8 protein-coding genes are annotated in these 13,555 nt (G+C 61.1%); all 8 read right to left on the bottom strand.

The genetic code is table 11. From position 1 onward, the window contains the following. Window positions 1–117: 117 nt before the first annotated feature. Window positions 118–987 (bottom strand): 5'-3' exonuclease, encoded by an 870-nt coding sequence (locus E6C55_RS20200; protein ID WP_136371625.1) that lies wholly within the window; start codon window positions 985–987, stop codon window positions 118–120. A gap of 120 nt (window positions 988–1,107) precedes the next feature. Then, entirely contained in the window at window positions 1,108–1,965 is an 858-nt protein-coding gene (locus tag E6C55_RS20195) for a response regulator transcription factor (RefSeq protein WP_136371624.1), read from the bottom strand. Beyond that, entirely contained in the window at window positions 1,962–3,767 is a 1,806-nt protein-coding gene (locus E6C55_RS20190; protein ID WP_136371623.1) for a sensor histidine kinase, read from the bottom strand. Before E6C55_RS20190 ends, E6C55_RS20195 begins: the two co-directional genes overlap by 4 nt. A 66-nt stretch (window positions 3,768–3,833) precedes the next feature. Continuing rightward, the gene (locus E6C55_RS20185; protein WP_136371622.1) at window positions 3,834–5,018 is read right to left on the bottom strand and encodes a glycoside hydrolase family 88 protein; all 1,185 of its coding nucleotides are present in this window, start codon (window positions 5,016–5,018) and stop codon (window positions 3,834–3,836) included. Between the two features lie 125 nt (window positions 5,019–5,143). Continuing rightward, window positions 5,144–6,583 (bottom strand): ABC transporter substrate-binding protein, encoded by a 1,440-nt coding sequence (locus tag E6C55_RS20180; RefSeq protein WP_136371621.1) that lies wholly within the window; start codon window positions 6,581–6,583, stop codon window positions 5,144–5,146. A 111-nt stretch (window positions 6,584–6,694) separates the two neighbouring features. Then, window positions 6,695–7,573 (bottom strand): carbohydrate ABC transporter permease, encoded by an 879-nt coding sequence (locus E6C55_RS20175; protein WP_136371620.1) that lies wholly within the window; start codon window positions 7,571–7,573, stop codon window positions 6,695–6,697. 21 nt (window positions 7,574–7,594) lie between these two features. After that, window positions 7,595–8,506 carry a carbohydrate ABC transporter permease gene (locus E6C55_RS20170; RefSeq protein WP_136371619.1) on the bottom strand — a complete coding sequence of 304 codons (912 nt, stop codon included), beginning with the start codon at window positions 8,504–8,506 and terminating at the stop codon, window positions 7,595–7,597. 256 nt (window positions 8,507–8,762) lie between these two features. Further along, window positions 8,763–13,355 (bottom strand): heparinase II/III family protein, encoded by a 4,593-nt coding sequence (locus tag E6C55_RS20165; protein ID WP_168735773.1) that lies wholly within the window; start codon window positions 13,353–13,355, stop codon window positions 8,763–8,765. Window positions 13,356–13,555: the final 200 nt, after the last annotated feature.

The raw sequence follows: 13,555 nt of genomic DNA, 5'->3' as shown, positions 1-13,555 counted from the left end.
CAGTCGCGCTCCACGTGCGGCAAAAACCCTCGAAGGCCCCGAGGCCGAAGACGGCGGACGGAGTCGACGAGAGTCGAACGGTTGGAGCTCGGGTCGTATACCGGCGTTATGCATTCGTCAGCTTGCCGATTCGATCATGCTCAGAAGGCTCGTCAGACGGTACCGGTCGAAGAGGGGCCTTGCGGCATCAAACGGGACGTTCCACAGGCAATCGTCCAGAACGCACTCGACCGGGCTGTCGATATGAATCCGGGCAAGCGTGCGCGAGAGATGCAGCATCTCCAGATCATTCTCGATCTTCGCCTTGATGCTCGCGGACAACGAAGAGAGATTCGCCAGAATGCCGTCGATCGACTCGTACTCCAGAAGCAGCTTCAGCGCTGTTTTCTCCCCGATGCCCTTCACGCCCGGATAATTGTCGCTCGTGTCACCCGTAAGACCCTTCAGCTCGATGATCTGGAACGGGAGAACCCCCTTATCCTCCTTAAGGAAAGCCAGGTCGTACACCGCATAATTGTTGCGGCCCTTCTTCATGATGACGACATGCACCCGCTCCGAGACAAGCTGAAGCATATCGTGGTCGCCCGTCAGCACGTAGACGCAGCCTTGCTCGCACAGTCGGGTCGCCAGCGTGCCGATGCAATCGTCCGCCTCATAGCCCTCGATGCCGAGATTCGGGATGCCGAGCGCGGCGACGACGTCCTTCACGAGGGAGAACTGCGGAACGAGGTCATCCGGTGCGTCCGGCCGATTGGCCTTGTACCCCGTATACATATCCGTGCGGAACGTCTTGCTTCCCATATCCCAGCAGCACACGACGTGCGTCGGCCGGAACTCGTTCACCGTATCGAACAGGTATTGGAGGAAGCCGTAGATCGCATTCGTCGGCGTCCCGTCCGGCGTCCTTCTCGCGCTGTAGGATTGGGCGAAATATGCCCGGAACAGCAGCGCCATTCCGTCCACGATCAAAATTTTGTTGTCGTTCATTCGAGATTACCGTCCATTCTCCTTAAGGTTGCGGCTCAGCGCTTCCTCTCTATCTTATCGGAGAGCAGCAGCCGTGACAACGGCAGAACGGTTGGCGGATTGTGTCAGACGGCCGCCCGGCTACCTCCGCCGGGCGCGATAGTCGGATAGATTGTAGCCGGTATACCGCTTGAACAATCGGTTGAAGTAGCGGCTGTCCGAATAGCCGACGCGCTGCGCCACCTCGTACGCTTTGATTCCATTCTCCTCCTCCAGCAGCTCCTTTGCCTTCTCGACCCGCAGCTCCGCCAGATATTCGCTGATGTTCTGCCCCATCGCGTCCTTGAACAGGCTGCAGACGTAGTTCGGCGACAGATACGCGATGTCGGCCAGCTTCTTCAGGCTGAGCGGCTCGTCGTAATGCTCGCGCAGGTAAGCGAGCGTCGCTTCCAGCCAGCGCTCCCCTCCGCCCGCCGACTCCCCCTGTGCCGGCTCCCCGTCTGCCGGTTCCCCGCCGGAGGACGGCGGGGCCGTCCCGCCTCCTTCCGCGTTCTCGGTTCGCGCATCGCGGGCCGCCGCTTCGTATGTCCGCAGCCGCTCCAGCTCCGCAAGCTGCCGCCGCTGCCGCTCCAGCTCCTCCTTGACGTCCAGCACGGCGGCCACCAGCGAGTCGGGCATGATCGGCTTGAGCAGGTAATCGGAGGCGCCGAGCCGAATCGCTTCCTGCGCATACTTGAAGTCCTCGTACCCGCTCAGAATGATCACCTTCACATCCCGGCCGTCCTCGCGGATGGCGCGCAGCAGCTCCAAGCCTTCCAGCTTCGGCATGCGAATGTCGGTCACGACGATATCCGGTTGCTTCGCCTCGTACATCGTCTTGGCCAGCATGCCGTCCGCCGCCGCGCCGACCACCTCGATGCCATGCTCCGTCCAATCGACGATGTTCACGATCCCGTCGCGAATTATCCGCTCATCGTCGGCTACGAGCATTCTGATCATGCCGCTCCTCCCCCTCTCCCGTCGATTCCCGCCGCCAAGCGCACCTCGACGACCGTTCCCGAAGCGCCGTCCTCCCTCGCGCGGAACGTCAAGCCGTATGCGGGACCGTAATAGAGCTTGATCCGCTCGTTCACATTGCGCAAGCCGTAGCCCGACGATTCGTCTGCCGATTGCGCCGCCGGCTCCTCCAGCATCCGGTTGATCGCAGCCGCATCGCAGCCGACTCCGTTGTCGAGAATGCGAATCTCGATCGCGTGCCCGTTCTTGCGCGCCTCGATCCGAATCAAGCCGGGATAATCAATCCCTTCGAAGCCATGGAGAATCGCGTTCTCGACGAGCGGCTGCAGGATCAGCTTGATGACCGGCTCCCGTTCCAGTCCCGGCTCGATGGCGACGTCCAAGCTGAACTCGTTGTCGAAGCGAATCTGCTGGATGGCGACGTAACATTCGACGTGCTCGATCTCGCTTGCGAGAGCCATCTCTTCTTTGTCCTTGTTCAGGCTGAGCCGGAACAGCCGGGCCAGCGAGGTGACCATGGAGCTGATGTCCCTGGCCTTGTACCTGGTTGCGGCCATCCAGTTGATCGCATCAAGCGTATTATATAGAAAATGCGGATTAATCTGATGCTGAAGCGCCTTCATCTCCGCCGTTCGCGCCCGCTTGTTCGACTCGCCGATCTCTTCGACATAATCCTTGAGCTCCGACGACATGCGGTTGAAGTGGTCGTACAGTTGGGAGATCTCGTCGTTGCTGCGCCGGGACGGCTTCGCCTGAACGCCGATCAGTCCGCCCTCGAGCTTACGCATCGCTTTGATCAGATTGCCGATCCTTCTGGCCAAGCGGCTGGACGTATAGACGGAATACACGATGGCGAGTCCGAAGCAGACGAGTGCGCTGACGATCGCCGCTACCTTGATGCCTTCGATCCGGCTGCGCAGCTCCTTCGTATCGACGAACCCGACGAGCTTCCACGTCGTTCCTTCAATCGCTTGGTAGACGAACAAATACGTCGTGCCGTCGATGCCGATCCGGAAGTCTCCCGATTGGCCCTCCGCACGAATTCGCCCGAAGTACGGTTTGTCCGCCAGGCTCTGACCCAGCAGCTCTTTATTGTAATGCGACACGATCCTGCCCGAATCGTCGATGAGGAAGACGAAGCCGGTCTGTCCGATCTTGACGTCTCGCACGATGTCCCATATTCGCGTCTCGGGCAGGCTGATCGTCATCGCGCCGATGTCCCTCTCGTCCGTCATGCTGCGAATTCTGCGGATGAGCGTAATCTCCGGTTCGTCCGAGGCGCGCTCGATCGGCAGCGCATCCGCGGTCCAGTACATGCCGTTAAGCCTTTCGGTCGCCTCGCGGTAAGCCTCCGCGCTCTCGAGCGAACCGATCGGCCTCAGTTCCCCGATGTCGAAGCCGGACGGGAACTGCCCGACGTCGCGGTAGAACAGCCGAATCGTGTACAGCTTCTGGTAATTCGTAATGTTGGCGATCGTCTCTTGCAACTGCTTGATGTCATCTTGATAGACAGCCAGCTCCAGCTTCGTCCGGTTGCCCAGCATCGACTGAACCAGGCTGTTGATATAGACGGTGGTCGACAGCTCGACCGCCTGATCGATATGCACCTTCAGGTTCAGGTTGACTTGCTGAATCGTCGTCTTGACCGAGCTGGTAACTTCCTCCTCAATCGCACTGCTTACTTTCCCATAGGAAAATAAGCCGACGAACAACGATGGGACGATAATCGCAATCAGAAAGGAAAGCAGCAATCGGGTGTAGAGCGGCATACTCCACCTCGGCATCCGGGTTTATCATTCCGTCGATTCCATTGTAGTTCCTGCACCCGAGAGGGACAAGCGCACGGGCCGCTATTCTCCTCCGCTGCCGCTTGTTGTCGTCCACATGTCCGGCTGACGGCCGGAAGCGAGCAGATGGGCCTCCATGTAATAGTAATCGCCCCAGATGGCGCTCAGCTCCGTCACGACGCCCTCGACCCGGCCGTAGCAGCGCTTCAGCACGGCTTCCTTGTCGGCTTCTTCAAGCAGCGTATAGCGCTTCCGCAGGGAAGCGAGCATCCGCAGCGCCCGCCGCTCGTACCCCAAGCGGCGCTCGGTCTCGAACAGACCGCAGCGGGACAGCTCAAGCAGGCCGCAGCAGGCGATCGCCGCCGCCGAGGCGTCCTTCGCCGCGTCGACCGCCTCCCCCTCCGGCAGCTTGAAGTCCCAGAGCGGCACCTCGTCTTCCGGCAGGCGGGCGACGAAGTAGTCGGCCATCGCCGCTGCCGCCGCCGCGAACGAGGGATCGCCGGTATGGCGGTAAGCAAGGGCGAAGCCGTAGATGCCCCAAGCCTGGCCTCTGGACCAGCACGATTCGTCGGCATACCCGCCCTCGTTGAAGCCGCCGATCGGCTCTCCGGTGTCCGGATCGAAGTCGAACGTATGATAGGACGATCCGTCGGGGCGAATATGGTGCTTCATCGCCTGCCGCGCGTGCCGCTCCGCGGCGGAAGCGTACGCGGGATTGCCGGTCAGCCTCGTCGCCGACCAGAGCAACGGCAGGTTCAGCAGGCAGTCGATGATCATTTTGCCGCGGAGTCGATCCTCCTCAAGCCGTCCCCACGCCCGGATGAAGCCGCCGGCCGGATTGAAGCGCTTCAGCAGCTCGTCGGCCGCCCCGACCGCCAGGCTGCGGGCGCCCTCCGCTCCCGTCGCGTCATACAGCTTCACGGCGTACAGTTGGTACAGGAATCCGACGTCATGGTCCAAGTATCCCTCCCGCAGCCGATGCTCATAGACCGGCAAATAACGAGATAAATAGGCTAGCCATTCGGAGTCTCCCGTCAGCCGATAGGCAAGCAGCACCATCCCCGTCCAGAACGAGCCGGTCCAACTGCCGTCTTCGTTCAGCCGATTCGAATACACGCCGTCCCGCGAGAGGTGCGGGAACCTCGTGCCGTATGCGGCCGCCCCCTTGCGGATGCGCTCCGTGATGCGCTCAAGCTCGCGTTCGGCTTCCGCCGTCCATCCTTCCGCTTCGTAACCCGTCTCCACCATTGTTCACTTCTCCTTGCGGCGCACCGACATCCCGCAGAGGAAGCTGCGGGATGCCGGACGGAGCCGTCATTGTCGTGGTGCACGCTTATCGTCGTTGCATCTTCAGCCGCTCGTCCGCTCCGACGTCAGCCCAGCGGATTGAAGCCTGGAATCGTATACGATTCGCGGGTGTACGAGCCTTCGGCTATCGCCTGATCGAACGCTTCGTTATACCGCTTCGTCAGATCGGCCAGGGCGTCGTCGACCTTGCGCTGCCCGTTGATCACCTGGATGAACACCGCCTGCATGGCGTCCCCCTGCAGCTTCAGACCCGGAGGGAACGGCGGCCACACCGTCTCGTCGTCGTTGATCTGGAACTGGTCCAGCAGCTTGAGGTCCGACTGATAGGCCGGATTGCCGGCAATGTCCTTCAGCAGCGAGATGCCGCCGGCCTGCTTGACGAGCTCGCCCATGAACCCTGTGGAGAAAATAAACTCCATCGCCTTCCATGTCTTCTCTTTATCCTTCGCGGTCGCGGACATCATGTAGCCGGAGCCGGTCTGGATCGACGACTTGCCCTTCGCGGTGCCGTCGATCGTCGGGAATTCCGCGACGCCGACATCGAAGCCGATGTCCATGCCCGCATAGATGCCGGGGTCCCAGGAGGCTCCGCCGAACATGCCGATCGAGCCCTCCGCGAACTTCGCCCGCCCCTGGTCGGCGCTCACCAGCAGAGCGCCTTCGAGCATGCTTCCATCCTGCTGCATGCCGGAGAACAGCTCAAGCAACGGCTTATACGGCGCGAAGTCGAACTTGCCCTGCGCATGATCGAACCCGCGATTAAGCCCGATCGCGCTGTACCCCAACGTATTGAGCATCGCGACGTCGATATTGTAGCCGTCGGCCATCGGCAAGCCGAAGCCGGCCGCCTTGCCGCCGCTCGCTTCCTTGATCTTCTTCGCATAATCGCGCAGCTCGGCGAACGTGGTCGGCGGCTTCTCCGGATCAAGGCCCGCCTCCGCGAACAGGCTCTTGTTGTAGAGCAGGCGCATCGTCGAAGCCGAGTCGGTTAACGTGTAAATCTGTCCGCCGATCACATTGTTGTTCTCGACCCACACGCCGTCGAGGAATCTCGCTTTGAACTCGTCCGTGATGAAGTCGTTCAACGGCTGCCCCCACTTGTTGTCCACCATCTTGCGCGTGCTGGACGGTCCCGTGATCGTGAAGATATCCGGACCTTCCCCCGTCGAGAAGGCGAGACTGAGCACATCGTTGTACTTGTCCGCGACGACGTTGAGGTCGATCTCGATGCCGTCCGTATTCGTGCGGTTGTACTCGTCGATCAGTTCGGTCATCTTGTCCTTCAGATTGGACTGATGGGACCAGAATGCAATCTTCGTCTTCGGTCCCTCGCTTGCCGGCGATTGTTGCGTCAGCTCCTCGTTCGCCGACGGCGAAGCGCCGGAGGTCGATGTCGCTGCCCCGTTATTGTTGTTGCCGCAGCCGGCTGCGATCGCCGACAAGCCGAGCGTCAGTGCCAGCGTGAGAGCGAGCCCTCTGTTCTCCTTGCTGCCTGCCCACTTCATGGTTCCGTTCCCCCTTGATTGGATGAATTCATTATATATGAAGCCGGGGCATGTGCACGATGCCTGCGGCACTCATATCCGCTATTATCAACTCGATCAGCCTTAACTCGATCAGCCTTTGATCGCGCCGGCGGACAAGCCGCCGACAAAGAACCGGTTGGCCCACAGGTAGACGATTGCGATCGGCACGATCGCCATGCAGGACCCTGCGATCAGCAGATCCCACTGCGCCATCCCTTGCTGCCCGGTGACGTAAGCGAGCGACGTAACGCCGACCGACAGCGGCCGGTTGTCCGGCTGGGTAAGCGTCAGCGCCAGCGGCAGCATGTAGTTGTTCCACGTTCCCTGGAACGTGATCATCGTCACGACGCCGATGACCGGCGTCAGCATGGGGAGCAGCACCTTGGCATAGACGCCGAACGCGCCGCAGCCGTCGATGATCGCCGATTCGTCAAGCTCGCGCGGAATGCCCTTCAGGTAGCCGATGACGAGCAGCGTCGGCAGAATGGAGCTTCCGCCGAGCGTGGCAAGAATGAGTCCCAGTAACGAATGATGAAGCTGCGCGCCGACAATGAGCTTGAATACCGGGTAGATCGTCACCGCGCCGGCGACAAACATCGAGAAGTAGAAGCTGCCAAGCATAAACTTCCTGCCGGGAAAGCGCTTGCGTTCGAAGCCATAGCCAAGCATGGTCGAGAACAGCACCGTGCAGGCGGTGACGATGCCGGCATAACAGACGCTGTTCAGCGTATAGCGGGAGAAGTTCGCCGCGTTCCAGGCGGTAACGTAGTTGTCGAACGTGAACTTCTTCGGCAGCAGCCTCGTTCCGCCGACGAGCAGCTCCTGCGGCGTCTTGAACGACGCCATGAAGACGTATGCGACCGGGAACAAAGCGACGGCCGTTGCCGCGATCAGCAGCAGGTAGAGCAGCGGCTTCGCCGCCGCGCGAGCCCCGAACGGCCTGGAGGAGCTCTTGTGCGTTCTTGTCATCAACGAATCTCGTCCTTTCGTTCAATCGTAGTCGGCAAGCTTGCGGCTGAGCCGGAAGTACAGCAGCGCCACAAGGCTGATGACGAGGAAGGCGGCAACGCTGGCAGAAGCCGCATAGCCTTGCTGGGCGCGATAGCCCTCCATCTCGAAGAAGTAGTTGAAGATATACGTCACCATCGTCTCCGATCCGTGATTCGGCTGGCCCCTCGTCAGGACGTTTACAAGGTCGAATATTTTCAACCCGTTCAGTACGCTCAGCATCATGATCGTCTGCAGCATCGGCCCGAGCTGCGGAATCGTAATGTACGCCAGCTTCTGCCGCTCGTTCGCTCCGTCGATGATCGCCGCCTCGTACAGCTCGCTTGGAATTCGCTGCAAGCCCGCGAGCATAAGCGTCATGTTGTAGCCAAGCCCCTGCCACACCTCGATCAGAATGAGTGTCGTGAGCGCCGCCAGCGGCGAGGCGAGCACGTACAGCGGCTTCTCGATCAGCCCGGACGAGAGCAGCAGCGCGTTGACGATGCCGGTATCCGGGGCGAGCAGGATGCGGAAGATAAGGCCGACGATGGCGGCGCTGATCAGCACCGGGAAGTAGAGCGCCGATCGGAAGAAGATCTTCCCTTTGATTCGGCCGTTCAGGATGACGGCGAACACGAGCGCCAGCGGAATGCCGATCGCCAGCGATCCGAAGGTCAGCACCAGCGTATTGCCGACCGCCTTCCACCACACCTCGTCGTGCAGCAGCACGCGGAAGTTGTCGAACCCGACATAGCTTGAGCGTATGCCGTCGTAATCGTAGAACGCATAACGCAGAATCCAGAGCAGCGGGAACAGCACAAACGTCATGAACAACAAATAAGGAATGCCGACCATCGCATAGACCGAGACCAACTCCCGGGTCCGTGCCCGTCGAATCGTCATCGCACGCTTCATCTGTGAACTCTCCTTTAACCGGCGGGGGCGACTTCGAAAGTGCGCGAATGCGCTTTCCGTAGTTCTATCTTATTGGAATCGCTTCCGCGCTTAAATGCGGCTGCATTCCGAAGATGTGTCGTAGATTCGGAAAATAGAGTTTGGGAGTTTAGGAGCCTGAGGGGTTGGGAGTTGGGGAGCTTGTCCGGACAGACGAACGGCGGAGGCAGCAAGGGGTTGCCCTTGCGCCTCCGCCGCACGCTCAGTCGAGAGGAGTCTAGTCAAGCGCGACGAGGCCGATATCGTCGAAGGAAGCGGCGCCATCCAGCGAACCGACGCCGATCGTCCCTCCGCGCAGCTCGCGATCTGCCGCGCGCAGAATAACTTGCTTGTCCAGGCTGACGGCAATCGTGCCCGCCGGTCCGTCGCGATCGATGACGACGGCGTGCAAGGCGTTGTCCTGAATCCAGTCCGCAGACGTCGAATCGGCGATGACGCGGGCAATCCCTCCGCTGACCTTGTACAGCCGAACCTGCTGAGCGTCATTGTCCAGCCTCAGATAATAATAGTTGGCGTCATCCTGATAGTTGAACAGCACAACGGCGTTCGCGTCCGGATTCGCGGCAAGATCGTCGTCAACGCCGACCTTCAGCGACAGCCTGAAGCTGTCCGCATCCGCTCCGCCGAGCAGCGAATACTCGCCCGGACGGTCGCCGCTCTGCGGCGAATAGCCGGAAGCGATCAAGCGGTACGTGCCGCTGGCCGAGTCAACCGTCCATCGGCTTGCGTTCAGCGGCGTCCACCCCGGCGAGGTGCCGTCGTCGAACCCGCTGACAGCCGCCGCCGCATCGGGATACATCGTCAGCTCAAGCTGCCACTTCGCCACGTCGTTCTGCGCATTCGCGACCCGATTCGTCGTGAACGACAGGACGTCTCCTTGCTGCACCTGCACGAGCTCGCTGATCGCATACCCTCTCGTGTCGGCGCGGCCGACCGTCTGGAAGCCCGTCTTCGGCCAGACGTTGACTCCGTTCTGCTCCACCTTCACCTGGAAGTTGTCCCCTCCGGCGAAAGCGTTCTGGCTGGCGACGTTCCCGTGAATATGCACCGTTCCGCTCGCCGGAGCGACCCACCGCATTACCGCGTCAAGTCCCGTGCCCGGGATCGTATAGTCCTTCGTGTGGATCGGCGTGCTGGCCGCCGTATTCTCCACCCATCTGTCCGGCAGCAGTTGCGTGACATGGAAGTAGTCGAAGTCCGCGTTCTTCGGCACGGTGCTCGCTGCCGTGTTCATCGCGTGCATTCCGATCTTCATCGTGTCGGACGGAATCTGGTACGTGCTGCCGAACGTCGTCCAATTCGTTCCGTCGCCGCTGTACTCCGCCTTGAGCGTCACCCCCCGCTTCGTCAGCCGGAACATGATGTCGGAGCCGACCAGCGGATCGGGAATCGCATCGACCGCACGGAAGAACGTATCGGATGCAGTCTGGAATTCGCGGACGACGCGAACGATCGCTCCGCCGCGCGAGGAGTCGTACGCGCGGTCGAACTTGATATAGTTGTCCTCGTCGGCGTACAGAATCAGTCCGGCCGCCTGGTAATTGGTCGTCGGACTGAATTCAAGCTTCGTCTCGACTTGGTAATCGGGGAAGAACGGCACCTGCAGAATCAGGTTTTTCTGCCCGGTGCTCGTCGCCCATAGATCGCCCGGCTGCGTCTTGATGCGCATATAGCCGGGACGCTCGACGACCGTCCAGTAGGCCCGATCGTTGTTCGTGACGGACCAGTGGCCTTGAACGACCGTCGAGCTGAAGTCGTCCGTGCCGAAGGCGAAGCCGCCGGCGCCCGCCGGCTGCCACAGCAGCGGCTGCGTTCCCCCCGCCGACTTGTATTGCCAGCCGTAGACGGCCGAGACGACGCCGAAGTCCTTGGCATAGTCGTAGACGACCGACGCGGGACGAACCGCATACACATATCCGCCGGATGCCGCGAACGGAAGCTCGACGCCGTTCAGCGTCACCTTCGTAATGCCTGCGGCGGCGATGCCGATCGCCCGCGAGCTGTCCGCATCCGCCACGAGCTTGCTGCCGCTCAGCTCCAGCGTCGCGCCGTTCCACCTCACGGCCATGTCCTCCAGCTCTTCCTTGGCCGCGATAATCGTTGTCCCCGACTCCGATAACGTGCTGCCTCCGATCAGCGACACGGAATCGATCGTCCCCGCTCCGTTCTTCTCGACATAGGCCATTTTGCCGTTGAAGGAGTACGTGCCGAAGCTTCGTTCGACAACCGCGTTGCGCTCCCGGGACAAGTAATAGGCCGCCGTGCGCCCGCCGCTGTCCAGATCGATCGCCATCGCCGTTGCCGCGTTCGTCGCGGGCGCTACGGCCAGCGCGCTCGCCGTCACGCTGCGGCTCTCGCCGACGCCCGTCGGCACGAGCACCGTGTCGAACGTCACCGGCCCTGCGGCTGTCTTCGAATACTGCACGAATTGCTCGTTAGGCGCGGAAGTCGCTCCGTACCATCCGTCCTTGACGACAGCTCCGCCGAGGGAGGACGGGGAAGCGGGAACGATCGCGATATTGGGCTGGTCGGAGAACTGCGTCGCCGCCGCCTTGGTCGTCCCGTCGATGAAGGGATTCGCCCCCGGCATCGTATGCCAATTCTGCTCGAACGTATGGGTGCCTGTCGCCGTCGCTTCGCCGCCCACCCAGTCGGACACGATCCAGTAATCCGGCTTGACGAACAGCACGGAACGGGTATGCTCGAAGCCGGTCGTCGCATAGGTCGTTCCCTCGCTGAAGTCGAACGCCGAGCCTTGTCCGGTATACGTCATCGTGTCCTTGCTTACGGCGTTCAAGCCGTTGTACTTGCTCTGCGGCTGGCCGTCGATGCGGATCGTATTGTGCGATTCGACGTCGTCGAACTGCCACTTGGAGATCGGATTGGACGTGTTGTAGTCGTTCACGCCCGTATCCGTCAGCAGCACCTTGCCGTATGCGTAGGCAATCAGCGCATTCTGATCCATATGGCCGTGCGTGCCGGTGCTGTTCGTGAACAGCATATACTTGTCGTCCGGCTGCCAACCGGTGCGCATCGTCACCTGTTTCGTATCCGGATAATAGCTGCTGTCGTGCTGCGGCTCGGTACCGGCTGCGCCCATGCTGGCGAAGTATTGCAGCTCCTCGTCGCCGAAGTCGTTGGCAATCTGCGCATACGTGCCGAGCGCCTGGAAGGAACCGCCGTCGCCGTACACCGGACTGTAGCCGCTCGGCAGAGTGAAGTCCATCATATAGCGGGCAACCTTCACAATGTTGTTCTTGAACGTCTGCGTCATCGTATCCCCGTACAGGTCCGCCAGCCGCTTGAAGTCCCAGAACACCTGAAGCGCGACGAGGGAGTAGTTGTACGAAGCCTCGGTGTAGCCTCCGTCCAGGAAGACGAGTCGGGAAATCTGCTTGTCGATCCGCTGCTTCTGCGTATCCGACCAGACTGCTGCATCCGTGAATTCGGGAAAATAAAGCGCACTCGCATACACACCCTTCGCTTCGATCAGGGCCCAGTTGTTGCCGCCTTGAGCGTTCGGATCGAAGTTCAGCCAATTCTCCGTCTGCCAGACATTCTTGAGCAGCTCGGCGAACACGTCCGGCGTCAGCCAGGGCGAAGCGTACAGATGCTCGAGCATGCGCGGAATCAAGTAGGGCCGGAACGATACGTCGATGCTGCGCTTCGCCTGCGAAGTGCTCGGCACGTTGTAGGCGCTCGGCTGGGAGATGAAGTCCTCCAGCAGCCGGAGCGATTCCCGGGCGTACTTCTCGTCCCCGGTGGCCGCATAAGCGCCGACGATGTCGCCGAAGAACTGGAAGCGGCTGAGCGTCCAGACGTATTCGACCTGCGCCCCGGAGGGATTCGTCCAGTCCGGCCCATCCGCAAGTCCATTGTAGGAGAAAATATCCGAGCTGGAGTTGAGCCAGGTCAGCGTATCCGCCGAGTAGCCGAACCCGTTCCGCACGACGAGAACGTCCACGCCGCCGGAGCCGGCCGATGCTTGGCCGTACACCTTGAGCACGGCGGAGGTGATCGTTCCGGTCACGCCGGTCGGAATGCGGAACGACAAGTAGGCGCGCCGCGAGTTCTCGTCAAGCGGAGCGTTCGCGGCGATGCCGCTGTCTTGAACGTACAGCGTCGGACTCGCTCCGTATGAGACGTTCTGATAGGCCGAGCCGGCGCGGATGTACGAATCCTGGAAAGCCGGAACGGAGACGGTCGTTCCGCCGGCGGTAATCTCGAGCATCGGCCGGTTGGCCGACTGCTCCGAGCTGTACAGCTCGGCGTAAGCCGTGTCGTTCTTATAACGTCCCATCAGAATGTAGCTGAATTCCTTCTGCCCGCCGGCGAACGACGCGCTGACGCCGCTCGTCAGATCGACGGAATATTCCGCCTCCGTCTCGCCGATCGAGAATTCCGTCTCGGGCGTGGCGCTTCCTCCCGAACGCCAGAGAATATGGTCCGCCGTCAAGTCGGCGGTATAGGTTCCGTTCGCCGACAGCGGGAACGCCGAGAAGCCGGTTCTTGTCTTGTAGTAATCGAGCAGCTCCTCCTTGGCCAGCGCATAATCGCCCGCCTTGACCGCCGCCTCCACCGGCGTCAATCCGGAGCTGTAGCCGTAATCCAGCTTGCCGGCCGTCGTCCAGGCCGACGTTGTCCCGTCCCAGGCTCCGAACAGCTCCTCATCCGTCAGATGGCCGTTCGCATCCGTCGCCTGCGCCTGCCGCAGCGGCATTCCGGGCAAGCCGGGCAGAGGCAGAACGCCCGCCCATGCCAATACCGCGCACAGCAGCAGCTTAAAGCCCAGTCTCGATTGTCGATTCACGATTCTGTATCCTCCCTCGTCTATGTACCTGCTATCGCTCGCTCCACGCCTTGTGCAGCGCTTACATTTTGGCCTGCGCCTCCTTTCGCACTCATCATAGGACGAGCTCGAAGCGACTGTAAACGGGGCTGAATTCGAATTTGGTGTCGTCAATTCCAATTTTCCGGTTCCTCCCCTCCGAACAACTCGTGCCATTCGGA

Origin of the sequence: Cohnella fermenti, from assembly GCF_004801405.1 — a bacterium.
GTDB lineage: Bacteria > Bacillota > Bacilli > Paenibacillales > Paenibacillaceae > Cohnella > Cohnella fermenti.
The sequence above is the reverse complement of the archived record's forward strand: the minus strand, read 5'-3'. Positions and strand labels throughout refer to the sequence as shown.

What these genes read in the sequence shown, in the direction of transcription:
- E6C55_RS20200 (WP_136371625.1), bottom strand. Translation starts at nt 987, where the DNA reads ATGAACGACAACAAAATTTTGATCGTGGACGGAATGGCGCTGCTGTTC.
- E6C55_RS20195 (WP_136371624.1), bottom strand. Translation starts at nt 1,965, where the DNA reads ATGATCAGAATGCTCGTAGCCGACGATGAGCGGATAATTCGCGACGGG.
- E6C55_RS20190 (WP_136371623.1), bottom strand. Translation starts at nt 3,767, where the DNA reads ATGCCGAGGTGGAGTATGCCGCTCTACACCCGATTGCTGCTTTCCTTT.
- E6C55_RS20185 (WP_136371622.1), bottom strand. Translation starts at nt 5,018, where the DNA reads ATGGTGGAGACGGGTTACGAAGCGGAAGGATGGACGGCGGAAGCCGAA.
- E6C55_RS20180 (WP_136371621.1), bottom strand. Translation starts at nt 6,583, where the DNA reads ATGAAGTGGGCAGGCAGCAAGGAGAACAGAGGGCTCGCTCTCACGCTG.
- E6C55_RS20175 (WP_136371620.1), bottom strand. Translation starts at nt 7,573, where the DNA reads ATGACAAGAACGCACAAGAGCTCCTCCAGGCCGTTCGGGGCTCGCGCG.
- E6C55_RS20170 (WP_136371619.1), bottom strand. Translation starts at nt 8,506, where the DNA reads ATGAAGCGTGCGATGACGATTCGACGGGCACGGACCCGGGAGTTGGTC.